General features: G+C 65.1%; 27 protein-coding genes. 11 read left to right on the forward strand and 16 right to left on the reverse strand.

Annotated features, from left to right (window positions below):
* Window positions 1-92 precede the first annotated feature (92 nt).
* The gene (locus tag ACLJPD_RS27865; RefSeq protein WP_410876117.1) at window positions 93-611 is read right to left on the reverse strand and encodes a nuclear transport factor 2 family protein; all 519 of its coding nucleotides are present in this window, start codon (window positions 609-611) and stop codon (window positions 93-95) included.
* A 71-nt stretch (window positions 612-682) separates the two neighbouring features.
* On the opposite strand from ACLJPD_RS27865, the gene ACLJPD_RS27870 reads away from it, so the two are divergent.
* Window positions 683-1,579, forward strand: coding sequence for a LysR family transcriptional regulator (locus ACLJPD_RS27870; protein ID WP_410876118.1), 897 nt, complete (start codon window positions 683-685; stop codon window positions 1,577-1,579).
* Between the two features lie 83 nt (window positions 1,580-1,662).
* Here ACLJPD_RS27870 and ACLJPD_RS27875 read toward each other — a convergent pair whose 3' ends face one another.
* The 5 genes from ACLJPD_RS27875 to ACLJPD_RS27895 form a co-directional block, all read right to left on the reverse strand.
* Complete coding sequence (locus tag ACLJPD_RS27875) at window positions 1,663-2,073, reverse strand: DUF6924 domain-containing protein (protein ID WP_410876119.1); 411 nt, start codon at window positions 2,071-2,073, stop codon at window positions 1,663-1,665.
* Between the two features lie 95 nt (window positions 2,074-2,168).
* Window positions 2,169-3,419: an MFS transporter gene (locus ACLJPD_RS27880; RefSeq protein WP_410876120.1), complete on the reverse strand. Its 1,251-nt coding sequence runs from the start codon at window positions 3,417-3,419 to the stop codon at window positions 2,169-2,171.
* 218 nt (window positions 3,420-3,637) lie between these two features.
* On the reverse strand, window positions 3,638-4,174 hold the full coding sequence (locus tag ACLJPD_RS27885; RefSeq protein ID WP_410876121.1) for a hypothetical protein: 537 nt from the start codon (window positions 4,172-4,174) through the stop codon (window positions 3,638-3,640).
* A gap of 62 nt (window positions 4,175-4,236) precedes the next feature.
* Window positions 4,237-4,728, reverse strand: coding sequence for a hypothetical protein (locus ACLJPD_RS27890; protein ID WP_410876122.1), 492 nt, complete (start codon window positions 4,726-4,728; stop codon window positions 4,237-4,239).
* A complete protein-coding gene (locus ACLJPD_RS27895) occupies window positions 4,728-6,479 on the reverse strand; it encodes an FAD-dependent oxidoreductase (protein WP_410876123.1) in 1,752 nt (583 codons plus the stop codon). The genes ACLJPD_RS27890 and ACLJPD_RS27895 overlap by 1 nt, the downstream gene beginning before the upstream one ends.
* A 124-nt stretch (window positions 6,480-6,603) precedes the next feature.
* On the opposite strand from ACLJPD_RS27895, the gene ACLJPD_RS27900 reads away from it, so the two are divergent.
* From ACLJPD_RS27900 to ACLJPD_RS27915, 4 genes are all read left to right on the forward strand, one after another.
* The gene (locus ACLJPD_RS27900) at window positions 6,604-7,650 is read left to right on the forward strand and encodes an AraC family transcriptional regulator (protein ID WP_410876124.1); all 1,047 of its coding nucleotides are present in this window, start codon (window positions 6,604-6,606) and stop codon (window positions 7,648-7,650) included.
* Between the two features lie 184 nt (window positions 7,651-7,834).
* The gene (locus ACLJPD_RS27905) at window positions 7,835-9,115 is read left to right on the forward strand and encodes a cytochrome P450 (protein WP_410876125.1); all 1,281 of its coding nucleotides are present in this window, start codon (window positions 7,835-7,837) and stop codon (window positions 9,113-9,115) included.
* A gap of 232 nt (window positions 9,116-9,347) precedes the next feature.
* Complete coding sequence (locus ACLJPD_RS27910; RefSeq protein WP_410876126.1) at window positions 9,348-11,030, forward strand: alkaline phosphatase D family protein; 1,683 nt, start codon at window positions 9,348-9,350, stop codon at window positions 11,028-11,030.
* Between the two features lie 299 nt (window positions 11,031-11,329).
* Window positions 11,330-12,058: a dienelactone hydrolase family protein gene (locus ACLJPD_RS27915; protein WP_410876127.1), complete on the forward strand. Its 729-nt coding sequence runs from the start codon at window positions 11,330-11,332 to the stop codon at window positions 12,056-12,058.
* Window positions 12,059-12,073: 15 nt separating this feature from the next.
* On the opposite strand, the gene ACLJPD_RS27920 is transcribed toward ACLJPD_RS27915, so the two are convergent.
* Window positions 12,074-13,090, reverse strand: coding sequence for a helix-turn-helix transcriptional regulator (locus tag ACLJPD_RS27920; protein ID WP_410876128.1), 1,017 nt, complete (start codon window positions 13,088-13,090; stop codon window positions 12,074-12,076).
* Between the two features lie 78 nt (window positions 13,091-13,168).
* Between ACLJPD_RS27920 and ACLJPD_RS27925 the strand changes: the two genes are divergently transcribed.
* From ACLJPD_RS27925 to bfr, 3 genes are all read left to right on the forward strand, one after another.
* On the forward strand, window positions 13,169-13,639 hold the full coding sequence (locus ACLJPD_RS27925; RefSeq protein WP_410876129.1) for a VOC family protein: 471 nt from the start codon (window positions 13,169-13,171) through the stop codon (window positions 13,637-13,639).
* Between the two features lie 348 nt (window positions 13,640-13,987).
* A complete protein-coding gene (locus ACLJPD_RS27930) occupies window positions 13,988-14,353 on the forward strand; it encodes a VOC family protein (RefSeq protein ID WP_410876130.1) in 366 nt (121 codons plus the stop codon).
* Between the two features lie 308 nt (window positions 14,354-14,661).
* Window positions 14,662-15,141 (forward strand): bacterioferritin, encoded by a 480-nt coding sequence (bfr, locus tag ACLJPD_RS27935; protein WP_410876131.1) that lies wholly within the window; start codon window positions 14,662-14,664, stop codon window positions 15,139-15,141.
* Here the strand turns inward: bfr and ACLJPD_RS27940 are convergent.
* A complete protein-coding gene (locus ACLJPD_RS27940) occupies window positions 15,138-15,347 on the reverse strand; it encodes a bacterioferritin-associated ferredoxin (protein ID WP_410876132.1) in 210 nt (69 codons plus the stop codon). The two genes, bfr and ACLJPD_RS27940, sit on opposite strands and share 4 nt — an antisense overlap.
* A gap of 286 nt (window positions 15,348-15,633) precedes the next feature.
* On the opposite strand from ACLJPD_RS27940, the gene ACLJPD_RS27945 reads away from it, so the two are divergent.
* Both ACLJPD_RS27945 and ACLJPD_RS27950 read left to right on the forward strand, forming a co-directional pair.
* A complete protein-coding gene (locus ACLJPD_RS27945; protein ID WP_410876133.1) occupies window positions 15,634-16,857 on the forward strand; it encodes a hypothetical protein in 1,224 nt (407 codons plus the stop codon).
* Between the two features lie 484 nt (window positions 16,858-17,341).
* A complete protein-coding gene (locus tag ACLJPD_RS27950; RefSeq protein ID WP_410876134.1) occupies window positions 17,342-17,956 on the forward strand; it encodes a hypothetical protein in 615 nt (204 codons plus the stop codon).
* A 231-nt stretch (window positions 17,957-18,187) separates the two neighbouring features.
* On the opposite strand, the gene ACLJPD_RS27955 is transcribed toward ACLJPD_RS27950, so the two are convergent.
* Genes ACLJPD_RS27955 through ACLJPD_RS27965 form a run of 3 tightly spaced genes read right to left on the reverse strand, consistent with a single transcriptional unit; the run spans window position 18,188 to window position 19,957 of the window.
* Window positions 18,188-19,015, reverse strand: coding sequence for an SAM-dependent methyltransferase (locus ACLJPD_RS27955; protein ID WP_410876135.1), 828 nt, complete (start codon window positions 19,013-19,015; stop codon window positions 18,188-18,190).
* A gap of 26 nt (window positions 19,016-19,041) precedes the next feature.
* Window positions 19,042-19,518 (reverse strand): DUF5753 domain-containing protein, encoded by a 477-nt coding sequence (locus ACLJPD_RS27960; protein WP_410876136.1) that lies wholly within the window; start codon window positions 19,516-19,518, stop codon window positions 19,042-19,044.
* Window positions 19,502-19,957 (reverse strand): helix-turn-helix domain-containing protein, encoded by a 456-nt coding sequence (locus ACLJPD_RS27965; RefSeq protein ID WP_410876137.1) that lies wholly within the window; start codon window positions 19,955-19,957, stop codon window positions 19,502-19,504. Before ACLJPD_RS27965 ends, ACLJPD_RS27960 begins: the two co-directional genes overlap by 17 nt.
* Window positions 19,958-20,106: 149 nt before the next feature.
* On the opposite strand from ACLJPD_RS27965, the gene ACLJPD_RS27970 reads away from it, so the two are divergent.
* Window positions 20,107-20,355, forward strand: a complete 249-nt coding sequence (locus ACLJPD_RS27970) for a hypothetical protein (protein WP_410876138.1) — start codon at window positions 20,107-20,109, stop codon at window positions 20,353-20,355.
* A gap of 88 nt (window positions 20,356-20,443) precedes the next feature.
* Here ACLJPD_RS27970 and ACLJPD_RS27975 read toward each other — a convergent pair whose 3' ends face one another.
* From ACLJPD_RS27975 to ACLJPD_RS27995, 5 genes are all read right to left on the reverse strand, one after another.
* Window positions 20,444-21,604, reverse strand: coding sequence for a phosphotransferase family protein (locus tag ACLJPD_RS27975; RefSeq protein WP_410876139.1), 1,161 nt, complete (start codon window positions 21,602-21,604; stop codon window positions 20,444-20,446).
* 138 nt (window positions 21,605-21,742) lie between these two features.
* Complete coding sequence (locus ACLJPD_RS27980; RefSeq protein WP_410876140.1) at window positions 21,743-22,114, reverse strand: DUF742 domain-containing protein; 372 nt, start codon at window positions 22,112-22,114, stop codon at window positions 21,743-21,745.
* On the reverse strand, window positions 22,111-22,314 hold the full coding sequence (locus ACLJPD_RS27985) for a hypothetical protein (RefSeq protein ID WP_410876141.1): 204 nt from the start codon (window positions 22,312-22,314) through the stop codon (window positions 22,111-22,113). The genes ACLJPD_RS27980 and ACLJPD_RS27985 overlap by 4 nt, the downstream gene beginning before the upstream one ends.
* Before the next feature lie 190 nt (window positions 22,315-22,504).
* Window positions 22,505-24,601 (reverse strand): nitrate- and nitrite sensing domain-containing protein, encoded by a 2,097-nt coding sequence (locus tag ACLJPD_RS27990; RefSeq protein ID WP_410876142.1) that lies wholly within the window; start codon window positions 24,599-24,601, stop codon window positions 22,505-22,507.
* A gap of 615 nt (window positions 24,602-25,216) precedes the next feature.
* Window positions 25,217-25,684, reverse strand: a complete 468-nt coding sequence (locus ACLJPD_RS27995; protein ID WP_410876329.1) for an aldolase/citrate lyase family protein — start codon at window positions 25,682-25,684, stop codon at window positions 25,217-25,219.
* Window positions 25,685-25,699 lie beyond the last annotated feature (15 nt).

The raw sequence follows: 25,699 nt of genomic DNA on the forward strand, positions 1-25,699 counted from the left end.
GTGCGCGGGTGAACAACGCACGGTCGGCGGCGGTAAGCCACGCGTTCCCGGACACGCCGCCGATTCCCACGACAGCACAGCGGGTATCGGGTTCACTGGGCGGGAAAGGCGTAGGGCAGATCGTGTTCGATCCGCAGGTGCGAGATCCGCCATTCACGATCGTGGAATCGCAGATCCACCTGCAGATACCCGCACTCGATCGGGGTGATGACCCCCTGCGCTCCGACCGCGTCTGTAGGCCAGCCCGAAGCGGGGCGTGCCGCACCACGGGCGTTGTAGACGATGAACTGGGCATCGAATCGTGCCGTGTCACCGGCGACGGAGACAAGCGGATTCACTGTGGTGTGGTGGCTCCGATTCCGTGGTGGGTGAGGTGCCATGGCCGTGGTCACGGCAGTCGCGATCGTCGCCGAGCCCGCAAGTTCGGCGAGCAGTTGCGGATCGCCCTCGCCCCGGTAGAAGACGGACACTGTCGCGCTCTCCCAGAAGACTGACCTCATGGCCTCCGGGTCCCGATTGTCGGCGGCGCGCACGTAACGCGCGAAGACCTCCGAGACAAGACGATGGGGAGACGGGGTGACAACAGCGGAGTTCGACACGAGGGGGTTCATACCGAACAGTTCATCGCCTGTCCCGGCCGGGAGCTATGCCCCGTTCCACCTACCAGCTATACCCTGAAGGTATGAATCTGGAGATCAGGGACCTCGAGTACGCCGTCACCCTGTCCGAGGAACTCAACTTCACCCGTGCCGCCGCCCGGCTGGGAATTGCGCAGCCCCCGCTGTCCCGGGCGATCGCGCGCCTGGAACGTCGACTGGGCGCCGCATTGTTCGCACGCACCAGCCGCTCGGTTGCGCTCACCGCGGCAGGTGCCGAGTTCGTCGCCGACGCGAGGACCATCCTGGCGGAACTACAGGCCCTGATCGATCGAACCGGCGCCGCCGCACGGCGGCGGGAGTTGGTGATCGCAGTCCGCCCGGCCACCGGCTCCGGACTCCTACACGACATCCTCGAACGTGCCGCCCGACAGCCCGACCCACTTCCGCTCCGGGTGATCCTCGAACGAGATCCCGGCGGCGCAGTCCTGTCCGGGGCAGCCGACGTCGCGCTACTCTGCCTGTCTCAGGCTCCCGCGAGCATGGCCGTCGACGAACTCGTCGAGCAACCAACAGTCATCCTGCTCCCGGAAAACCACCCGCTGGCAAGCCATTCCGCGCTTTGCGTCGAAGAAGTCGGACAACTGCCAGGCCACATGGCCGACTGCCCACCGATACCGCTCGACGAGATCGTCGACCTGATCCGCCTCGAGGGTCGGTCGATACTGGCCAGCCGCGACGTGACGACACGTATCGGCGACCACGTCGTCGCCGTCACAGTGCCCGACGCACCGACCATCGGCTTCGGACTGGCCTACCCCACCACCGCGACGCACCCGCGTTTGTCTGAACTCGTCCATCAAGCCCGGCGTGTGGCCTACACCTACACCGAAGCATCGAACCTTCCCCCGACGCTACAACCCGGCAGCGTCATCGAAGCGAGCGTGAATCAGACAGAGCGCGAGTCGATCTCGCCCCTGTAGGCAGATGCACGGTCCGCCGACGGCAGCTTTGCGCGATCTGCCGAGCTGTGCCTGATGACAGCTGCCGCCACCGGGTTGCGGACTCAGAATCCTCGGAATATTCCGTCGCTGTGGGCGGCGTCGATGAATTCGATGAAGTCCATGTTGACTATCGAGATGTTGTTCTCGATCGAGTGCAACTCCGCGGCGATCACCCGGAGTGCGCGTCCATAGGTCTCGGTTTCCAGATCGACACACAGCAGGGGAAATTCGGTAAGGCTCATCGTGGTCGCGTCGGCCACGATGAGCATTCGGTGCCCGAAGCTGTCCGGAACGAGGTCAAGGACCTGGTCGAGTGTGAGATCCCGGTAGGCGCGGTCTTCGAGGAACTCGACGTAGGCGGCGCAGTCTTCCTCGTTCGGTGTGGTGGCGACCCGGCACATCTCGTCCCATCGGGCGGGGTTGGAATAGTCGGTGCGGATGACGGGGGTGTCCTCGTAAGTCGTGCTGAGCATGGTTCGGTTTCCTCGGTGCGTCGGGCGAGCGGAGTACGGCGGGGTGAACCCGGTTGCGGCACAGCGTAGTTGGCCTGTGGATTCAGATGTTCAGGTCACTTCTGAGTGTCTGCCAGGCTTCGGCGTAGCGCACGGGGCAGGGTGAGTGCGACTGCCACTGTCACTGCGATACCGCCGCTGCCCGCCGCGATGAGTGTGGTGGGCGCATCGGTGGTGTCCAGGAGCAGGCCGCCACCGACGTAGGATGCTGCGGCGGCGATACCGATGGCGCCGTAGAGGTTTCCGAAGACTCGACCGAGCATTCCCGGCGGCACGATGCGTTGCAGCAGCGTGCTCGACGCGATATCCATTGCCGCGATACCGATTCCGCGCACGGCTTGCACGGAGAAGGCCGCGGCCACCGACCAGGCGAGACCGGTGAGCAGATTGCCCGCGCTGCTGACGAAGAAGCCGCCGATCAGCAGTACGGTCAGTGACGGCCGGGTGCCGACGCGTCCGACCAGCGCGTAACCGATCAGCAGGCCGATGCCTACCGCGCCGAGCAGCAGACCGACCGCTGAATCAGCGGAGTGCAGTGTGTCTTTCGCCAGCAGGACCAGGGCGACGTCGTCGACACCGTTACAAGCGACGACCGCGCAGAAGCCGAGGCAGATGATTCGGAGTGCAGGGGTGCGCGCAATATATCCGAGCCCCGTCTTCGCCTGGGTGAGCAGCGATTCCTGGACGCCTTCGGTGCGCTCCGGTGGCATCGGGCCGATCGCGAGCAATACTGCCGCCGACAGCAGAAACGATGCGGCGTCGACGAAGAGCACACCGCGGACGCCGAGGAACGGCAGCATGGCGGCCGCGAGCAGCGGGCCGAAGGCTTCGGCGGCGTTTGCGCCGAAGCCGATCACCGAATTGGCTACCGGGAGTTCTTTGTCGGCAACCAGCGCTGGAACCACGGAGCGCGAGGCGGGCATGAAGATGTTCGCCGCGATGGCTCGCGCGGCGACCAGTACGAGCAGCAGTGGCAGTGGTGGCAGCGACAGAGCGATGAGCAGGACGAGTGCTCCCTGAACCAGTTCGCAGATGATCATCACCCGGCGCCGGTCGAAGCGGTCGCTGACGGCGCCGGCGATCGGGCTCAACAGTGACGGCACGAAGTCACCGACCAGCAGCAACAGCGCGACGGCGATGGCCTGACCGGTGGTGTTCGCGACGTGCAACATGAGCGCGACCAGGCTCAGCGAGTCGCCGGTGTAGGACACGATCCTCGCGGTGAACAGTGCGCTGAGCGGGCGGTTGAACCGCAGCAAACGCACCGCCCCCGCGGTGTACTCGTCGTTTGCCGCGGAAGTCGGCATGATCAGATTCCACCTCGGCCGACACAGGATCGCGCTGGACCGGTCTGTCCAGTGCGCAGGCGACTTATCGTGCCGAAACTGCCGTAGCCGCGCAACAGAAATACCGAGCAGGCTCGGGGCTGCCCCTCAGAAGATCTCGACAGACAACTGGGAGAAGAATCGTTCTACCGCCAACATTCAGTACCGGCATCGTAGTGTCGTCACATTGACGGGCGAGTTCAGCTCGAACCAGACTCAGCCGACGTGCCACCTCGATCCCTTGCCCAGTTTCCTCGCGGTGGATTGGTAGCGCGATAGCGAGCACTCAGCATCGCCGACGCCAGAGCATTTTCAGCAGAATGGTTTTCGATACCTTCTGTAGCCCCTTGATCGAGATATGCGACGGCGATAGCCGAAGTGGTCATCGCAAGCACCTCGAGCATCCACTCGACCCCGCTCGTCAGGTTCGAGCTGTCGCCGATCGGTGAGCCGCTGATGATTACGCTGGCCCCGGATTCAATTTCTTCGCGCACAGCGGCCAGGACATTGTCGATTGGTACGCCTTCTCGCGCCCACTCCAAAGCCGCCCCGCGAATTAGCTGCGTCATTTCCACAGCATCCCCGCCCTCGATCATGCCTGTGACGAGCCCGCGGCAGATGTGGGCCATCTCAACCGGGTCGCTAGGTGGATGAGCGGGAACAGATCCGAATGGAGCACTGTTCCGAACCGAGCGTTTGAGGCGTTGCTCAGCAATATTAGTCAGGTGCTGGCTCATCGCAGCGCGGTCTCGAAGTGAATGGTCACCCTGTCCAACATGTCTTTCGCTCCCGGAAACTGTCATGAATCAGCGGATCCGCGACGGTGGAGGACGAACGGCGCGCCGCTGGACGGGGCTCCCGGGATTCCGAAGGTCAGACCCAGAAGCACTCCGAAGCTGAGCGGGCGGAGCTCGTCGGTGACGCGGTTCCAGGGAAATCGTGCGCTCGCCGGATAGCTGACGATCAACGCCGGCTCGCCGTCGACGCGTGAGGCACCGACCCGCGCGGTAATCGGGATCGATGGCTCGATGGTGCCACGGCGACGCACCAGGTTCACCCCGTAGAGGTCGGTATCGGAGTCGGCCGGTTCTACGAAGGACTTTCCGCACCAGCCTCGCATTCCTGTGATCGCCACGGTCAACGGTCCACAACCACGCAACCAGAGCGGTCCGGCGAATTGTCCATCGTGATCACCTACGAGGTCGGACAGCTGCGGCGCAGTGGCGGCGCGGAACGCGGCATACACAGTGTGTAGTGCGGCACGGGCGTTCACATCGAGGGACATGGACATCAGTTCTGCTCCTTGCGGCAAGAGGATCGGTCGCCGACCACGGTGATGGGCAATCGCAGCGCGGCGGGCGAATGCGTCGGCACGGTCGCGGCGGCGGGGGCCACCGCGGCTAGCCGCTGGTAGGGCGAGCCGAGGTGCGGGCGGCTGTCGGTGTCGCCTTTGTTGGGCCACAACGACATCGCGCGTTCGGCCTGGGCGGTAATGGTCAATGAAGGATTGACGCCGATGTTCGCCGATACCGCCGCGCCGTCCACCACATGCAGACCGGGATGGCCGTAGAGGCGGTGATAGGGGTCGATGACGCCGGCTTCGGGGGATTCGCCGATGGCGCAGCCGCCGAGAAAATGGGCGGTGAGTGGAACGTCGAATATCTCACCGACTGTGCCCATCGGAAACCCGTCGATCTTTTGGGCCGCGCGTCGCATCACCTCGTTGGCGACCGGAATCCAGGTCGGGTTCGGTTCGCCGTGGCCCTGTCGCGACGTTACCCGGATCCGGCCGAAACGCTTCTTGGTATAGAGCGTCAGAGAATTGTCGTGGGTCTGCATGACCAGCGCGATGATCGAGCGTTCCGACATGTGGCGGATCCCGAGATAGAGCGAGGCCAGTTGGCCAGGGTGCCGCACTACCTGTCCGATCCAGGTCAGCCAGCGGGGGAACCTGCCACCTCCGTCGGTCATCACTGTCGCCATCAATCCCATGGCGTTGGAGCCTTTGGCGTAGCGATTCGGTTCGATGTGCGTGTGCTCGTCCGGGTGGATGGACGAGGTGATCGTGACGCCTCGAGTGAAGTCGTATTTCTTGCGATTGCGCATTTTGGTCGTCACACCGACGAGCGCTTCGGAATTGGTACGGGTCAGTGTACCCAGGCGATCGGAGATGCCCGGCAGCGTGCCATCGGCCTTGAGTCGGTGCAGCAATTGTTGTGTGCCCCAGGTACCCGCGGCGAAGATCACCTGATCCGCGGTGAATGTGACGGCAGTGCGATCGGAAAACCACGCGCCTGTTTCCACGGCGGTCACTTCGTAGCCGCCATGGGGCATGGGCTTTACCCGGGTCACCGTCCGTTCCGCGTATACCGCGGCCCCGGCCTGCTCGGCTAGGTAGAGATAGTTCTTGACGAGGGTGTTCTTGGCGCCGTAGCGGCACCCGGTGAGGCAGCCCCCGCATTCGATGCAGCCGGTTCGAGCGGGCCCGGCGCCGCCGAAGTACGGATCCGCGACCGTCACCGATGGTTCTTTCGCCTCGCCGCGACCGAAGAACACGCCGAGCGGTGCCATGGTGAAGGTGTCTGCGACGCCCATGTCGTCGGCGACCTCTCGCATCAGCTCGTCGGCGGGTGTGAGCGTGGGATTCGGTCGGACGCCGAGCATCCGCTCGGCCTGGTCGTAGTAGGGCGCGAGCTCGGCGCGCCAGTCGGTGATGTGCGCCCACTGGGGGTCGTCGTAGAAGTTGTTCGACTTGGGTTCATAGAGGGTGTTCGCGTAGACGAGCGAACCACCGCCGACACCGGATCCCGCCAGGACGACGACATCGGGGAGCACATGGACACGTTGGATCCCTTTGCACCCGAGCTTGGGTGCCCACAGAAATTTGCGGATATTCCACGACGTCCGCGGAAAATCCTCGTCGGCGAATCGGCGGCCTGCCTCGAGTACCGCGACTCGGTATCCCTTCTCGGTCAACCTCAGTGCCGAGACACTGCCACCGAATCCGCTGCCGATGACAAGGACGTCGTAGTCGGGACTCATGTACTGGAAGGCTCCTGCCGTGATATACGCGAGTTCACCACGTTACGAAGGCGGTGGGACCGGCGACAGCGCTATCGTCGCCATGTGGTTGTCATTTTCTGCCACCCGTGGGTAGGTTCGCCACGTGGCGGTTTTCGAGTTCGATCAGCACCTGCCGATCAGTGCGGCGAGTGTCCAGCTGATGGTCCAACTCGCCGCTCGTCGTGGGTGGTCCGCGGACGAGTGCCTCGCCGGTTCCGGCATCGATTCAGGTGTGCTCGATGATCCGTTCGCTGAGATCACCGCCCGTCAAGAATTCGAAGTGATACGCAATCTCGACGGGTTGCGGTGCGGCGAGCCCGGATTCTGGGTCGAGGTGGGGACGAACTATCACGCAGGGATGCACGGCTCGTGGGGCATGGCACTGCTCACCAGCCGGTCGTTGCGCGATGTCATCGAGCTGGCGGCGGAGTTCGTCGAACTCGCCTGGGTGTTCACCACGATCACCATCACCGAATATGTGGACACCGACGAGGTCGGCATCGCCATCGACAGCAGCGCCCTACCACCGGACGTCGCTTCGATTCTGGTGGAACGGATTTCGGCGGCGATCACTTCGATCCTGCGCGACCTGACGAGCACCGACGTGCCGGCATCCTCGGTGCGCTTCCGGCACTCCGCGCCATCGGACACCAGCCGCTACGTCGACGCGTTCGGAACAGAACCGTCTTTCGATGCCGATCGCAACGAGTTGGTCGGCGACTCGGCCTGGCTCGACACTCCCCTGCCGCAGGCCAATGACCTGGTCCGGCGCGGCTATGAAGCCGCGTGTCGCGATCTGCTCGGCAAGCGCCGTGCCCGGACCGGTTTCGCCGGCGCGGTGCGCGATGCCCTGACGAGCGAACCCGGACGGATTCCGCCTCTCGCCGAGGTGGCCGGTGCGCTGAACGTGAGTCCACGGACGCTGGCGCGGCGTCTTGTCGAGGAAAATACGTCGTTTCGCGCATTGGTCGATGAGCTGCGCCAGGCGTTGGCCGAGGAAATGCTGCGGAACTCGACGCTGACCACAGCCCAGATCGCGAATCGTCTCGGGTACACGGATTCGGCGAACTTCATCCGGGCGTTCAAGCGATGGCGAGATATGACACCACGATCATTTCGATCGATGTCGGTTCCCCCTGGGCGGCAATAGAACCGCTCGCCCGATAGCCCGAACTCGACCCCACCCGGCTCCTCGAAGCGGGCCACCCTGCGGATCGCATTCCCCTACTTCGCAATCGGCTGTTGTGTAGCGGAGACGTGGACTTCCAGATCGACGCCAGGCCCGAGCAACCGAGGTTACTGTGGAGTGAGGTGTCGAGGAGAGGACCGTTGCCATGTACCCGCCCGGCCCCCGACTACCCGCGATCGCGCAGACGATGCGGTATGTGCAAGCGCGGGAACGGTTCATGACCGCCACCGCTCGCCGTTACGGCGATACCTTCACCCTGCGCATGGTGCCGCCGTACGCCCGACATCTGGTCGTGTTCACCCGCCCCGAGCACGTCCGCGAGATCTTCGCGGCCTCCCCCACCGACCTACACGCCGGCGAGAGCAACGGCATCCTGCGTCCGCTGCTCGGCGAACATTCGGTGCTCATCACCGACGAGGCCGAGCACGCTCGTGCCCGCCGCCTGCTGATGCCCGCCTTCACCGGGCCCGCGCTGACCGGCTATCGCAAGATGATCGAGCAGATCGCCGCCGCCCACGTGGAGACCTGGCGGGCTGGGTCGACGATCCGCAGCCTGGACGCGATGACCGGGATCACTCTCGATGTCATCGGCGAGGTGGTGCTCGGTGTCGCCGATCCGCGCCGCCGCGACCTACTCGGTCCACCCATGCGCCGCATCACCGACATCGCCCCGCTCACCCTGCTCGGTTCCCGCTACCCGGCCCTACAGAACCGCGGACCCTGGAAGCGGTTCCACCACGACCGGGCCAGTCTGGACGTCCACCTCTACGCCGAGATCGAGCAGCGCCGCACCGGCAGCGACGCCACGGGCGCTGATGTGCTGTCGCGACTGATGGCACCGGGCAGCGGCAACGACACCCCGCTCACACCGGACGAACTCCGCGATCAGTTGGTCACCCTGCTCGCCGCCGGGCACGAGACGACCTCGGCCGCACTGTCATGGGCGCTACGCGAACTGGCCGCCAACCCCGCCCAGCAGGACCTCGCCCGCCGTGCCGCGCTCGACGGCGACACCGTTTACCTCGAGGCGGTGATGAAGGAAGCACTGCGCTACCACTGGGTCATCGGAGGGGTCGTGCGAAAGCTCACCCGCGACATGATGATCGGCGGCCACGACCTGCCCGCCGAGACCGTCGTCGCGACCTCGATCCTGCTCGCGCACAAGCGGCCAGAGGCCTTCCCTGACGCGGTGTTCCGGCCCGATCGCTTCCTCGACGGCAGCGTGGCGCCGAATACCTGGCTGCCGTTCGGCGGTGGGGTGCGCCGGTGCATCGGAGCGGGTTTCGCGCTGATGGAGGGCGCGGCGGTGCTCCAAGAGATCCTGCGCCGCCACGTCCTCTCCCTGCCCGCGGCCGCGACGACGCGGGGCCGGGTCCGCAATATCACGCATGTGCCGTCCGACGGTGCACCGATTCTGGTCAGCTGAACAGGCCGCTGGTGCTCTTTGAAAATCGGGCACCCAGTCCGCTCAACTGCTCAGCGACTCCCCTGCCATGCCGATCACGCGATCGAGTGTGTCGTCGTAGCGTTCATCGGAATCCGACGGTCCGCTGGTCCCGCCCTGGTATGAGGTGACTGTATCTCGATCACGAACCGGATTCAGTTCTGTCAGGGGCAGAATGCCCCTCGACAGCCGGTCCACGACATAGTCTGGACTGATGGCACGGCTGCCGGAAAGTAAGACCGAGCTGGTTCTGGGTCCGTTGCTGCGCCACGTCGGCGAATACGACGCCACCGTCTGGGTCGAGACGTCCGCACCGTGCACTGTCGAGGTCCTCGGCCACCACGAACACACCTGGACCATCGCCGGGCACCACTACGCTCTCGTCCTGATCGCGGGACTGGCGGCCGGCACCGTCACGCCGTACGAGGTCAGTCTCGATGGGAAGCGCGTCTGGCCGCTGCCCGACGCCCCGTACCCGTCCGTCATTCGCACGCTCAGCGGCAACGCCGATCTGGTTCTCGCCTTCGGCTCGTGCCGATTCTCCACACCGACGGCGATGCAGGACAACGACCACTTCGACGCCGACGCGCTCGACGCCTATGCGCGGCGAGTCATGGAACGCCCACCCGAAGATCTGCCCGACGCATTGTTACTGCTCGGCGACCAGGTTTACGCCGATGAGCTGCTGTCCCCGGAGATTTTCCGTCGCATCGACGAGTTGCACGACCTCGACCAACCGCCGGGCGCCCAGATCCGCAACTTCGAGGAGTACACGTGGCTCTATTCCGAGTCATGGTCCGACCCGCAGGTGCGCTGGCTGCTGTCCACGGTTCCGTCGTCGATGATCTTCGACGACCACGACGTCATCGACGACTGGAACACCTCGAGATCGTGGCGTGACGAGATCGAGGCCACCGATTGGTGGGAGGAACGCATCGTGGGCGCGTTGTCGTCCTACTGGATCTACCAGCACCTGGGCAACCTTTCGCCCGCGGCCCTGGCCGACGACGAGCTCTACCAGCGGATCAGATCCGAGGGTGGCGACTGCGCGGAGTTGCTCCGCGATTTCGCATCCGCAGCGGACGAAGAAGCCGACGGCGCCAAGGGAGCGCAATGGTCGTATCGCCGCGATCTCGGCACCACCCGGCTGCTCGTCATCGATTCACGGTGCGGACGCATCCTGGGCGACAGCACGCGGTCGATGGTCTCCGAGCCGGAGTTCTCGTGGATCGAACGACAGACCGAGGGCGACTACGACCACCTGCTGTTGGGGAGTTCGCTCCCGTGGCTGCTGCCGCGCGCCGTCCACGACCTGGAGTCGTGGAATGAGCGCCTGGCCTCAGGGGTGCGGGGCCGACGTGTGACCGGATGGGCCGAAAAATTGCGGCGCTCAGCGGATCTGGAACATTGGGCCGCCTTCCGAGATTCGTTCGACCGGCTCGCCCGGCTCATCGCCCGCGTCGGGCGTGGACAGTGCAGCGGCCCGCAAGGACAGGCGCCCGCCACGATCTGCGTGCTGTCCGGCGACGTTCACCACGCCTATGCCGCGCAAGCGCAGTTCCCGGACGCCGTGAAGTCCCGGGTCTACCAGCTGACCTGTTCGCCGATGCACAACTACGTTCCGACCGCCATGAAGGTGGTCTTTCGGGTCTCGTGGAGTCGGGCCGCCGAACGGGTGACGCGTTTCCTCCTGAACCGGGTGTCCACCGTTCCCCCGGTGTCGGTCGAGTGGACTCGGGTCACCGGCCCCTTCTTCGGCAACCAGATAGCGACGCTGCATCTGCGCGGTCGGAGCAGCCGGCTCGTGCTGGAGCAGGTGAGCACCGACGGCGGCCGTCCACATTTGACGACGGTCGCGGACGTGGTGCTGTCGACCGAAACGGACGACTCGCCTTAAAGCGGCATACGCCGAGATCCATGAATGACCAGACCGCGGCGAGCCGGGCGAACCGGACCTCATCACCGAATTGCGATCGCTTCACGCGACCGCACGGTCCGTGGGACCCCAGCAACGGAGATGCCCCTGCGGCACGGTCACCGCCGCAATGCGCTTGCGTTGCACCGAATTCACTGCGTGCGCGGATGCCGGTCCCGACCTGCTCGAGCGCCGGATCACTGCCGCGCGATCAGTAAGGTGTGCCCAACTCGATGCGCTCAGGAGGTTCCGCCGTGGCGGTACACACGTCTATCCTCTCCGTGGCTACGGCCGACGGCAAAGCCGATTCCTTCCTCGCCTACCCAGACGACAACGCACCCCACCCCGCGGTTCTGGTGTTCTCCGACGCGTTCGGGCTGCGGCCGGTGGTACGCCGTGACGCCGAACGCCTCGCGGCCCATGGCTTCACGGTGCTCGTTCCGAATCTGTTGTACCGCAACAGTTCCGCGCCGGTGGTCGAGCTTCCCGATTTCATGGGGGCCGAACAACGCGGCGAGATCTTCGGCGCACTGCTCCCGCTGCTGACCGCGTTGACACCCGAACTCGTCGTCGCGGACGCTGGGGCGTACCTGTCTTGGCTGGCCGATTCCCCCCTGACCACTGGCAACCCGGTGGGCCTTTCCGGGTACTGCATGGGCGTACGCAACGCACTGCACACCGCCGCCGCCTACCCCGATCGAGTGGCCGCGGTAGCAGGGTTCCACGGCGGCAGACTGGCCACCGAGGACCCCACCAGTCCGCACACCGTGGTCGATCGAATCACCGCCGAGGTCTACCTTGCGCACGCCGACGCCGACCCCGGTCTCCCGCCCGAACAGATCGACAAACTCGATGCCGCCTTCATCACCGCGGGCACCACTTTCCGCACCGAGGTGTACCCCGGCGCAGGCCACGGCTTCACTCAATCCGACACCGACGTCTACAACGCCGAGGCCGATGCTCGGCACTGGACCGAACTGACCGCCCTGTTCACGCGCGTACTTCGCTGAATCTGTTCGACCGAGTTATGCGCTCACCTGCGCGGCCCTGTGTGCGCGACGAGACAGATCAGCGAAGGCGTCGCGTAGCGATTGCGGGGCCACGACCTCGATCTCGGTATCGAAGCGCGCCAGCGTCGCTGCGAGCGCCGCCCATGACCACGAACCGATCAGCAGCCTGGATCGGTCGTGGTCGAGCGCCTCGACGATTCCATCGCCGGCGAACGGCGCAACCCGGGCGGCAGGCAGATGCAGGATCACCTCGCCGTTGCACGGCCAGACGTCGGCGCCGTCAGACCCTTTGAAGCGGGCGGAGAGGAAGGCCGTGACATCGTCGCCTGGTAGTTGTCGGGGTGAGAAGCGTGGGCCGTTGGGGATGCGGAGGGTCATCTGATCCGCGCGGTAGGTTCGCCAGTCGGCACGCTCGGGGTCCCAGCCGATCAGGTACCAGCGCCCGTTCCGGGCTACGAGGTGGTGGGGTTGTATCCGGCGGGGCGAGCGCGGATCGCCCCTGTCAGCGGGGGTCGCCCCCTGGTAGTCGAACCGCACTTCCTCGGCGGAACGAATCGCGATACTCAGATCCACCAGGATCTGAGTATCGACTTGGACGTCGGCCACGGCCGCGGCGATCTCGAGCGCATCGACTCGCTGCCGTAATCGGGAAGGCAGGACCTGCCGCACGGTCGCGAGGGCTCGCGCGGCGTTCTCTTCGATTCCCGCCCCGGTCCCGACGGCAATCCGCAATGCCACGGCGAGCGCGACGGCCTGCTCGTCGTCGAACAACAGGGGAGGGAGCTCGCTGCCTGCTTCCAACCGGTAGCCGCCCTCGGGGCCCTTGATCGCCTGGATGGGATAGCCGAGTTCGCGCAGGCGATCCATGTCGCGGCGCACTGTGCGGCCGCTGACATCGAGCCGCTGGGCGAGCAAACCCCCTGGCCAGTCCCTGCGGACCTGCAGCAGAGACAGCAGCGAGAGCAGTCGACGGGAGGTCGCCGTCGATGTCGATGTCGGCATGGTTTCCAGATTGCCACGAGTAGAGGACATTACCTGTCCTCCACCGGTGCCAGTGTGGTTTTCGTCGCCCATCGGCGGCGAAAACTACTCGAAGGGACACCGATCACCATGACGGTCAACGCTGTTGCCCACCTGAACTTCCACGGTCAGGCCCGTGCGGCCCTGGAGTTCTACCAGTCGGTGTTCGGGGGACAGCTCACCCTCGCCACCTACGCAGACTTCGGGATGCCCGCCGACCTACCCGATGCCACCAAGGTGGTGTTCGGCCAGGTCGTCGCCGACAACGGATTCCGGGTCATGGCCTACGACGTGCCCGGCCATGACACCCCTGTCGCCACCCCGGCCGCGCCAACCACCCGCCGCGAAAACGGCACCACCATCACCGAGGAGCGGTTCTTCCTTTCGGTGCGCGGCGAGACCGTCGAGGAGGTCGGTGCACTGTGGGAACGCCTCGCCGAAGCCGCGACGGTGATCGAGGCATTCGGCCCAGCTCCATGGGCACCCGCTTTCGGGATGCTCAGTGATCGCTTCGGTGTCACCTGGATCCTCGACGTCGCAGCCGAATACGTCGGGGCCTAAGGCTCTGTTCGGGGTGCGACCAGCCCGGTCGCACCCCGCAAGTTCAAGTCGCGAACAATCACACGGGAGACACCGCATGCGGAATCCCCACTGCGCGGCCGTCGTGACGACGTCGTTCTCGCCACCGAGTTCGACGGTGCGATGGGCCCCGGACCAAGTTCCGCACCGAACAGCCGCACTACTCGAACGGAGGGTGTGGTTCGTGGCGGACGCAGGTGTTCGCGGACGAGGACTTGGAGCTGTCCGCCGCCTTAAAAGGAGTGGAGCCGGGCCACGACAGTGCGGTTGGATGACTACCTGCGGCGGCCGCCGCGCGGCCCGCGAACGTGGATGACCAAGGAGTGGACGATGCCGATCGCCACACTGCGAGGCGTGACTCTGGACTGCGCCGATCCCCGGGCGCTGGCCCGGTTCTACCGAGAGCTGACAGGCATGCAGCTCGGCTATGACGCTGACGAGTTCGTCGCCCTGACCGATGGTTCGGGTTGCGACCTGGGCTTCCAACGGGTCGACCGATACCGGGCCCCGCGGTGGCCCGGTCACGACGTGCCGCAGCAGTTACACCTGGACCTTGGGGTCGAGGATCTTGACGCGGCGGAGAAGTTGGCGCTGGGGTTCGGCGCGGTCAGGCCGGACCACCAGCCGGGCGGTGACCGGTGGCGGGTGCTGCTGGATCCGGCTGGTCACCCGTTCTGCCTGGTCGTCGGCGGATAGCAGGAGAGTCTTGCCACCGCACCCCGCGGCGGTGAGCACGTTGATCTGGGAATCGCTGCTGCGCCAGCACCTTCGCGTACTTCTCGAGAGGTCGGTTTGTCCCATGCCGGTCCGGACTCGTCACGCCCACTTCGGATCTCGAGATCGTGGTGGGCGGTGAGCATCGAAAGGGCTTGCGAATCGCGTGATTGCAGCGTGTGCCAGGGAGGACGCGCGGCCGCGACCAAGTGTGGACTTACTGGACTGCGCCGGGGCCGCGCTGCAATGATGCGCATCGCCCCGATTCGTTTCTGGAAGGAGTTCGGCCCATGCAAGGCGATCCTGAAGTGATCGAGTTTCTGAACGAACAGTTGACCGCGGAGCTGACCGCGATCAACCAGTACTTCCTGCACGCGAAGATGCAAGAAAATTTCGGCTGGACCAAGCTCGCCAAGTACACCCGCTCCGAGTCCATCGACGAGATGAAGCACGCGGAACTCCTGACCGACCGGATCCTGTTCCTGGACGGTCTGCCCAACTATCAGCGGCTGTTCCATGTTCGTGTGGGGCAGACCGTGACCGAGATGTTCCAGGCCGACCGAGAGGTCGAAGTGGAGGCCATCGACCGGCTGCGGCGTGGGATAGAGGTGATGCGCGCCAAGGGAGATATCACCTCCGCCAATATCTTCGAGTCGATCCTCGCTGACGAGGAGCACCACATCGACTACTTGGATACGCAATTGGAGCTGGTCGAGAAGCTCGGCGAACCGCTCTACATCGCGCAGCTGATCGAGCAGCCCACCACCTAGGCGACCTCGTCGAGGTTCTCGGTACCGGATTCGTACTCGCGGTGCAAGGCGGTGCGGGCGAGCAGCGCTTGGATACGGCGCACGCACGATCCGCAATCAGTGCCGGCTTTGCACGCGGAGGCGATCCTTCGAGGTGTGCACGCGCCGTCGGCGATGTGTCGGCGGACGTCCTCCTCGGTCACCGCGAAACAGTTGCAGACGTACACGGGCGGCCTCTCCGGACAGAGCTCGGGATGGAAGTATCAAGCCGTCCCGATGTTCGGTGAGGCTTGCCTAATATTAGGGCACAGATGCCAGGTTTGTACAGATCCGCCGGAAGCCGTCGGACAGCAACACGGTTACTTGCCTTGCTCCGGGTTCCAGATCTCGACGAACTGAACATCTGACCAAGTTGGTCAACTGTTCATTCAACGGGCACCGTTCGGGAAACCGCGCCACCCTAGGTTCGGATCGAACGACTCATCGCCACCCGTTCTAGCCGGAGACCGCCGCATGCTTTTGCCACTGCCCCGTCTGGCCGCCACCATCGGCTCGCTCACCGCGCTCACGCTGATCACGGGCGCGCTGTACGCGCCCGGAATCGCTCGAGCCGACACCGTCGAAACACTCGCGGCCACCCCGATCGCCGAGGCCGACCAGATGTGCACCAGTGGCGCACCGACATTCGACGATGTGGTGACCGCTGCGGCGTCGGTCCTGCGCGGCACGGTCGGGCCCGCCCAGCTCGCCGACTACGACCAGCAGGTCGCCGACTTCCGCGCCTCGATCGCCGCAGTACGAGTGCATCGAGACGGATTACCGATGCGTCCCGAACTGGTCGGGACCCGAACCGCCGAGATCGACGATCCGATCGTCACATACCTCGTGAACGGCCTCGATGCGGTGCGAACCGGGCGGATCGACGAGACGATGTCGGTCTCGCACCTCACGGTCAACGACGCGATCGAGGTGTTCGTGCTCGCGACGGGCATCGTGAAGATCCCAGCCAAGCTCGCCGCAGGCATGGTGCCCACAGTAGGAATCTTCCTCAAGCCGGTGGTCAGCGCGATGTTCAGCGGAACGAAAGCACTGGCACGCGCGGTACAGAATTCGATAGACGCGGGATGCGTCGCACCGAATGTGTATCCGCCGCTGGTGCTCGACGAAGCCGTGATCGAACCGGTCCAGGTTCCGCCGGCGGCCGAAGCATTGGCCGCGATGGTCATGGCCGCGAACGGCAGCTGCACACCGGTCGCCGAACTGACCCTGGCCACGGTCGTCGAACGTGCTCGCGCCTATCTCGACTCCGGCGCCGTGCAGATGGACCGGGTCGCGATGCACGAGACCGCCGACGCGTTGCAGAGCTTCCTGGCGAGCAACCGGGTGGCCAAGGTGATGCTGATGCGCCGCGCTGATGATCTCGGACCACTGGTCGAGGCCCTCGATCTGGGTCCGGTGACCTTCCTGGCCAACCTCGGCACCGACCTGGCCGAGGGCCAGGCACTGCAGACCGTGCCGCTGGCACAGGTGAAGGTGGAGAATGCTTTCGATCTGGCGACGCTGACCCTCGACATCACCAGCCTGCTGTTCTCGGCGGGTACCACCGTCGCCGGTTTCACCGGAGTCGGTGCGGTGGTCACCACACCGTTGTCGATCGTCCAGGACTTGGTGTTCGCGCCGACCGATTACGGCGCGCCGATCATGCGCGGTGTGATGCAGTCGATGTGCGCGGTCTAGATTCGGCGGCGTCGCGACAGTGTCGATTGTCCTCGCGAAAGTCAGAGTGCAGGAGCAGTTCTCGACCTGCATCGGCCGTCACGCAGTCCCGGCCGGTCCGAGAAGGTCGCCATACACCGCCTCCTCCCAATCGGGGGTATGTGTATCAAGAAGGTCCGCGCTGCGGTGTCGCAACCGCCTGATGGGCGGACTGTCCTTGCCTCCGGAGGCGACGAGGGCTCAGCGAGGTTGTGGAGTCCCGAGAGCGACAGGTCAATCCTCGAGTGCACTGCTCTGTGGGTGTCGAGTTCGGGCTGATGATCACGTCATCGCAGGTCAGGCGTTTGCGGTCGCGAGATATCAATCGCAATGAGTGTTAGGGTTCGTGGCGGAGTCCTTCTGCCGTTGCAGATCGTATGACGGTGGTCTGATCCCTGGCCGGGCACCTGTCTGGGTGTCGTGGCTATCTCCCCCCGTATCTCGAGAAGAGAGTTAGGGGCTCGACATGAAAATCAAGAAAGCACGTTCACGGCTCTCTGCCACGTCTTTGTGCGTACCCGCCTTTGCCGCGGCGATGCTCCTCTGCGCTACACCTTCTGTCTATGCCGAGGCGGGCGTTCCCGGTGCCGACGGCGCGACCGGCACCAGTGAGCACATCGACGGCTTCCCCGGCGGAGACGGCCAGAACGCAACCCCCGACGGCGCGGGCGGTGCGGGTGGCAAAGGCGGTGTTCCCTTGGTCGGCGGGACCGGCGGGGCAGGCGGTCACGGCGGTGACGGGGCAGGCACCGGCGCCGGTGGCCCAGGTGGCGCAGGCGGTGCTTCCGCGGACTCGGGTGACACCGGTGGCGCGGGTGACGGCGGAAACGGTGGTGCGGGGGCAGGAGTGGGCGCCGGCGGTGCGGGCGGCGCAGGTGGCGGCGCCGCAGTCGGTCGTGGTGGGGATGGTGGCACCGGCGGAAATGCCAACGGGAATGGTGCGGGCGGCCCTGGAGGCGCGGGAGGCTCCGGACTCGCGGGCAATGGTGCCGGTGGCAATGGCGGTTCCGGCTGCAATGGCCTCAATCCCGGCCAGCCTGCCCAAGGTAGCGCGGGTGGTGCCGGCGGCGAAGGCTGCTGAAGACACGGCTCGCAGAGGTGCGTTCCGCAGCGGTCGTTCTGACGCTGCGGAACGGCCATTCCCTCATCGCGCACAGCCCGTCATGCATCACCACACGGCCAGTCCTGCCAGTCGAAACGTCGAAACCGGCTGGTTCAGAACAGAATTCAGCCAGACCGACCCGGCTGGGCATCGCTGAGCGCCGGATTTCTCAGATCTGGCCCCCTCGTGCCAGGTCGGTCTGCGCGACGCTCAGGGCTTTCGGCCGATACCTGCCCAGTACCAGGCGCTGTCGGCCTCGGCGACGGCGGCGGGGCGGTCGATGAGTTCGGGTCGCCAGGCGGCGACGGGGACCAGACCCGGATCGATGAGGGTGGTTCCGGCGAACAGCTCGCTGGTGGCGGCGTGGCTGCGGGGGTGAAAGGAGATGCCCGAGGCTTGCGCGGCCGCCTGCACTCCGGCCATCGCCTCGGGTGCGAAATCAGCGGTGGGATGTGTGATCACGAGGTAGCTGCCGGAGGGGACGGCGTCGAGGAGGTCGGCGATGACTTCCTTGGGACGGTTCGCGTCCGAGAAATACATCATGATCGCGACGAGCATGATGGCAACGGGTTCGCCGCGGTCGAGGGTGTCGGCGAGGTCGGGGTGGTCGAGGATGGACCGCGGGTCGTGCAGGTCCGCGTGAATGAATCGGGTGCGCCCCTGCGGAGTGCTGCTCATCAGCGCGCGAGCGTGGGCGAGCACGATCGGATCTTTGTCGACGTAGACGACCCGCGCATTGGGATCGAGCTGCTGTGCGACCTCGTAAGTGTTGCCTGCCGTGGGGATTCCGGTACCGATATCGAGGAACTGGGTGATGCCCGCTTCGCTGACCAGGTGCCGGACCGCTCGGCCGAGGAAGGCGCGGTTGGCGCGCGCCATCGTCTTGATGGCAGGGACATGCTCAGCGATCGCATCGCCGAGCGCCCGGTCGGCGGGGTAGTTGTCCTTGCCCCCGAGCCAGTAGTCGTAGACGCGTGCTTCGTGGGCGATAGTGGTGTCGACGTCGGTGGACAGGGCACCGAAGGCGTTGTCGGGCATTGGATCTCTGTTCTGATCGGTGTTCGCTACAGGGAGAGGTCGACGGTGGAACGGGTGGTTCGCAGCGTGTCAAGCAGCTGCGTGGTCCGCTCGGGCGGATAGGCACAGACGCACAGTCGATCCCAGGCCGCGTTGAATCGGTCCAGCTCGGCGGGCTTGTCGAGGAACTGGGGTCCGGCGAGATGGAGATAGTGCGCGATATCGCTCAACTCGGGCGCCGCGAACCGCAGCATGGTGAAGGGGGTACCGCTGATGGCCGGTCCGCCGATGTGATCGGGTAGCACCTGCACGGTGATGTTGGGACGCTGCGCCAACTCGGCGAGATGGTCCATCTGCCCCTGCCAGATCTCGGCCCCGCCGAGCGGGCGGCGCAGCGCGGCTTCCTCGATGACAAACCACGCCCGGGGCGGATCCGCGCGGGTGAGCAGTCGCTGCCGCCGTGCCAGCAATTCGATGCGGCGCTGGATGTCGGCAGCCGGTTGCCGGTCAGCGATCGCAAACACGGTGTGGGCGTAGGAGGGCGTCCATCAGATCAGGCAGCAAGCTCGGCGCGTAGCAGCGGATCAGGGCGGCGGCTTCCTCGAGTGCCAGATAGGTGTCGGGTCGCGCGGCCGTCAGATCCGTGCCGGCTTGCCACCGTCCGGTCCCGTTGGCGCGCTCCACCAGCTGCCGGCATTCCTCGCGCAGATCGGCATCGCGCACCCCGTACGCGGTCAGTAGATCGTCGACATCGGCGGCGCGGAAGGTGACTCGGCCTGCTTCGAGTCGACTGATCTTCGAATGGGAAGCACGGATCACCCGCCCGGCGGCATCCCCGCTGATACCGGACGTCTCGCGCAAGCGCCGCAAGCGCACCCCGAGTACCCGACGGAGCAGGGCAGGGTCCTCCTGCGAATCCTGCCCTGCACAGGTGCCGACGACGGCGGTCAAATCCTCGCTCACGGGCACTCCTGTCGGCCTTCAACGTCGCGAACCTGAGTGTGCCACAACCTATTACACCTCGATACCTGACGACATGCACGTGCAGATGCACGTGCAAGAGGTTAGGCTGTCCTTTGGGATCAGTAGGGATTCCCGTTGGGGGGCTTGCAATGGAGATCAGTGGCACGGCGGCGGGATTCGCCGCCGATTCGTGCGGCCGGGTCGGGATCGCCGAGGTCGTCCGGTCGTACGGGATCGACAAGGTGCGTACCAGGATCGAGCAACTGCGCGGCGCCGGGATGCACTACGCGGCAGCGGCAATCGAACGCGAACTCCTGGACGCTCGGCTGATCGAAGCACCGGAACCGTCCGTTCGCACCCGGTGCCAACGGCAACAAGCCGTGCTCATCCACCGGTGATCCGTCGCCGACCGATCATCGACACCGAAGTACGGCTCGGCGGTGAGCATTTCGGTGTATGCCACACCCCCCGTAGGAGGCCCTCACATCAGACGCGCTTGCCGTCGGCGAAGGCGGCGAGCACGGTGAAACTGTCGTGCGCCAAGACTCCAGCGACGGCTCGCTCGACCCCGACCCGTGAGACGTCGAGCGGCTGCATCCGCGCACCGGCCTCCGCCGTGCACACCGCTGCCAGGAAGAACTCCGTAATGGCCGCGCGATACAGCGACCACAGGTCATCACCGTCTACTGCGATGCCCGCCGTATCGAGCCTTCTGGCGTAACGCTCGACCAGATCTCGTTCGATCGTGCGGAGCAGATCGGGTTCGACCGACGCGCTCGCGAAGTAGGCGACATCGCGGATGCCGGCGCCCGCTTTCGCGACCTGCCAGTCCAGGAAGCCGGGGGCCGCACCCTCGAAGAACAGGTTACCGAGATGCGGGTCGCCGTGGACCAGAGTTTGTGGCTGACTGTCCCAGAACGCGTCGATAGCGGTGCTGTGTTCGAACAGCATGCGGCACTGTCTCTTTGTCGGTTCGGGTATCAGGTCAGCCGTGTGACCGGTGATCTCGCCGAGGAACCGGCGGCGGATCATGTCGCCGATGCGGATCTCGGCAGCCGAACGCACGGCGAGTGGTGCCAAGTCGTGGGCGAATCGGTCGGTGCGCCAGAATGCCGCATGGAGGTCGGCCAAGGCATCGACGACCGCGTTGGCTTCGGTTCGAGTCACCGAGTCGATGACCGTGCGGAATTCGGCTGTTTCGGATAGGTCTTCCAGTGCGAGGAAGGTGCGTCGCCGGGTCCGGTCGACCCGGACGACATAGCATCGCGGTATGCGAACCGGCGGGTTGCTGCCCAAGGCCTGATAGGCGAGACATTCGTGGGTGCCGAGCGCGAAGACGTTCATCAGCACATGCTGTAAGTAGTTGTGCGGCGCCAACTTCAAGAACAGGTGATCAGGGATATCGGCATCGGACTGCACCGCGATACGGGCGCGAGCCGCTGTTCCGGAATCCTGTTGTACGACATGGATCGATTCGATGGCCCCCGGCGTGAGCCCGAGCGCGTCGCCCAGCCACTGCTCGGTCACCTGGTCGGCACGCAGCGGAATCCCTGTGCGAGTAGGGATTGTTCGGTCGAGGCCGACGCGAATCGCCTCCTTGGCGACCATACCTATGCCGAGCGTGGTAGCCAACGATCGTGACGTCACCAATGACTCCTGTTCTGTGTTCAGGACGGGCATCAGCCCGAAACTTGGGCGCTGTCTATTTCGAAGTGGGGTTCGGCACTCGCTGATGGTGGAGACCATGGTGGTTTTGCCGACGCGGCCAGTTGCACGGCGTTCACGTCAGAGGTCCCGGATTCCATCGAGTATCGCTTGCAATAGGTTGAGTTCGTTGGGTGCGTTGCCGGTGACGGCGGGGGCCCGGAAGACCAAGTTCCCCTCGGCGATGAGGTCACCGACAAGTATTTTCGTCACCGCCAGTGGCAGCTTCAAAGTGGCGGAAACCTCCGCGACGGTGACCGGTGTGTTGCAGAGCGCGACGATCGCGAGGTATTCGGGTTCGGTACGACGCAGTCGCTGTGTGGGCCGGGCGACCACGACAGTAGTCAGCATGTCCAGGTCGTGGTCGGCCCCGGAGGTGCGGCCCCGGGTAACCGCGTATGGACGAACCAGCGGCGAATCGTCCACGAACCAGATGTCACCGTCGCGGCTCATGGCAGTGGGAACGGGCCCGTCCCGACACTGCCGAGGTTGGCGCTGTCCTCGGCTTGTAGGGCGAGGCAGGAATTGCTGCCGACCGTGGTGGCGAACAGGACGGCACGGTCGAGTTCGATGACTGGCTGCCGGACACCGACCATGCGTTCGACGAGGTCGCCGAGGAACCAATCGAGTTCACCTGCGGTAGAAGAGGTCACCGTTGCCGTCCTGTTGGTCCGGATGTGGGGTGGTGGGCAGCCGCGACGAGGTGGGGACGGATCGGGAGGGCCTCGTCGGCCTTGTCGCGTTCCGTTTCGATCGCCGGAACAGGTCCCGCGCCTGGACCGCTGACCGGGAGTCCCCGGTAGCGGGCGAGGTCGCGATGTCGTAGGTGGTCGGCTCGAGGTCTCATCGTCGCGTGGGCGGTCGGTGGGTGTCCGGTGCGGGTGCCGTGGATCTGTTTTCGGTGTTCGCGGCAGTGTCGCTTACGCCTGTACCTCGAATTTCGGTGCGCGCACCGGCGGGGTCGGGCGCATTCGAGAGATATTGCGGTGCGTAGTCGACGACCACGGCTTCGGACGTGATGACCGCCGACGGGATCAGTACAACCGCCCGGATGCCGCCATAGTCGGATTCGCCGAGCCGCACCGAAATACCGTGCCGGATACCGAGTTGCGCGACGACGAAGAGCCCGAGTCTGGAGTCCGCCGACAGCGCCGCGACGCCGAAGTGCGGTGGTTCGGCGAGCATTTCATTGGCCCGTGCCAGCTCTTCCAGCGCCATACCTATGCCCTGATCAGTGATCTCGACCACCACCCCCCTACCCACCATGTTGCCGGTGATTTCGACGCGTGCCTGTGGTGGTGAGAAGGCCGTGGCGTTGTCGACGAGTTCGGCGAGTAGGTGGATGAGGTCGGCGACCGCGGCACTGACGACGAATATCTGCGGCAAACTGCCGGTGTGCACCCGGGCATAGTCGAGGGTCTCCGCGACAGCGCTGCGCACGAGATCCATCAACGGGACAGGCCGCCGCCACCGCCGTCCTGGCTGGCCGCCGCCGAGGATGACCAGATTCTCGGCATTGCGGCGCTCACGGGTGGCTAGATGATCGAGTCGGAACAGGATCTCGAGCATCTCCGGGTTCTCCTGTTTCGACTCGGCTTCGTCGAGGATTTCGAGTTGCCGATGCGCGACGACCTGGCTGCGGTGGGCGATGTTGAGGAACACCGCGCGTACACCCTCGCGGGTGCGGGCCTCGGTGATCGCGGCCGAGACGGCAGCGGTGTGCGCGCCGTTGAATGCCTTGGCCACCGAGCCGATCTCGTCGTCGCCGAAATCCAAGTGCGCGGCCTCGTCTTCCGGGTCGATGGGTTCACCGGCGCTGAGTCGGCGCATGGTCTCGGGCAATTGAACCTCGGCCAGCGCGATGGTTTCGGTGCGCAATCGTTTCAACCGGCCGATCAACCGTCCGGCCAGCAGCAATGACAGCGCGAAAGTGAGGACAACGAGAATGACGACCGCGCTGCCGGCCAGCAACGATCTTTTTGCGGTGCTGTCGCCGGATTCGGCGGCCTGCCGCTGCGCGCTCAGGTTCTGGTCGACCCAGAACGACATCAGTTGAGCGGAGACCTCGGTCGCGGCATCTCGCCACTGTTCGATGCTCATCGGAAGTACCAGCGTCGTAGCGGGTTTGGTGAATACTGGATGGATGATCGCGTCTTCCATCGCGGTCACCTGCTGCCAGGCCGGTGTCGCGGTGATGTCTTTGGCGCGCTGTGCGCTCGCGCCTTCGAGTTCGGCTTGCAGGAAGATGATTTGAGAGTGGTAGTAGCCGACGAGGTTGTGATATTCGGTCGACAACGCGGGCGGCAAGCCCTCGGGTTTCACGGCCGCTGCGGTCAACGAACTAGCCCTCGACATCGACTCGACCACATGGAGTAGTTCGATATTGCGGGTCAGTCCGATGGCCGAACCCGCATCCGGTGCGTTTCGTTGCACCATCGCCATACCCAGGGTGGAGAACCCGTCGAGCATTTTGCCGTAGAAATCGTAGACGTCGACGATGGACACCGCGCCGGCGTCTATTCCGGCCCGCAGCAACGGTAGTGCGGTTTTGACCTGGTTGTAGGCGTCGGCAGTGCTGTCCAGGGTGGCGCCGCCGAGGTCCTGAAATGCCTTGACGTCGGGTACGAGGGCCGCGAGCACGTTGTCGAATCGCGTTCTCGCGGCCGCGAGCTCGGGTGGATCCACATCCTCGCCTGCCAGCCGCCGCAGCGAGAGCATCCGCTCCTGCTGGATCGCGGCGACCATTTCCCGGGTCGGGCCGAGGTTCGTTTCCTGGCTCTGCGCATAGTCTTTGGCGTGTTGCCCTACATCCACCAGGTATGCCGCCGCACCGACACCGATGATCAGCAGAACCAGGCTGGGTACGAGCGCGATAGCGAGAACCTTGGTCCGGATTCCGAAGAATTTCGTGTAGTAGGCGGTGGTGGTCAGCTTCTGCATCGTGTTTTCCGCATCGTGTCCAGTGACATCACTGTCGCAATAAGGGTTTCGGTAATCGTGAGTTAGGCGCGCCGGACTTCGTGGCACACCTCGGCACGTCAATGCGCGGGAGCTTGCACGCGATACGTTGCTGCCGCAGGGCATTCCGATGTCGCCCGGTTCAATCGAAGGGTTGTGGCCGGGCCATTTCAGTAGAGGCAGAAGTGGACCAGAGGCGCACCCTGTGAGGTTGGCCCGTGGGACGCTTCGAGCGATCTGCGCCTCGGCGCTTGGACTATGATAATCGCATTCTCTGTTTCCACAAGTGATGTTTCGATTGCAGCGGGCGTACTTCTGGGTGCGGTCGCGCATGTGCAGCGACACGATGATGTACGACCCCTGGCCTCTCCGCTCGAATATGGAGAACGTTACTCTCGAGTAGGAGAGCAGATTTCCCCGCAGGACCACGTCGTTCCGGCCACTGACCTTTCGAATCTGCTTGACTGCCTGCACAATCCGACTTCGGAGCACCGGTCGTGAACAGATCCGAAGACAGCGGCCGTCGATCGAGGGTATGCGTGCGGTGCCGCGGAACACGGACAACCAGCGATGCAACGACAAGCCCACGCAGCGGCCTTACGCGCTGGGGACGCTGTAGGCGGTGGCTAGGTCGGCGATTCGCTGGGCGCGGCCGAGGCGTGGAAGGTCGCTGCCGTCGCGGATGAGACGGCCGCGGGCTTCGAAGTCGGTGAGAAAGCCGCGAGCCCAGGCGACTTCGTCGTGAGTGGGGCTCAGGGCGTTGTTGACGATGGCAATGTGGTTGTGGGGTAGGCAGAGTTTTCCGGTGAGACCCAGAGAGACCGCGTGCCGAGTCTTCTCGTGCAGCACGGCGGGGTCCTCGCCGACGGTGGTCCGTCGATTGGGGCCGGGGAGGTTGCCGATGCGGCTCGCGGTGACCAGCCGGGTGCGTGGGTGGGCCATCGCGAGGTCCTCGGCGTTGGTGCCGCTGTCACGGCGGTAGTCGCCGCTGCCGAATGCGAGGCGGAATAAGCCGCCGGCCCGCGCAATATCGCCGACTTGCTCGATGCCGAGGGCGGATTCGATGAGGGCGAGTACGAG

The organism is Nocardia sp. A7, assembly GCF_046549215.1.
Classification (GTDB): Bacteria; Actinomycetota; Actinomycetes; order Mycobacteriales; family Mycobacteriaceae; genus Nocardia.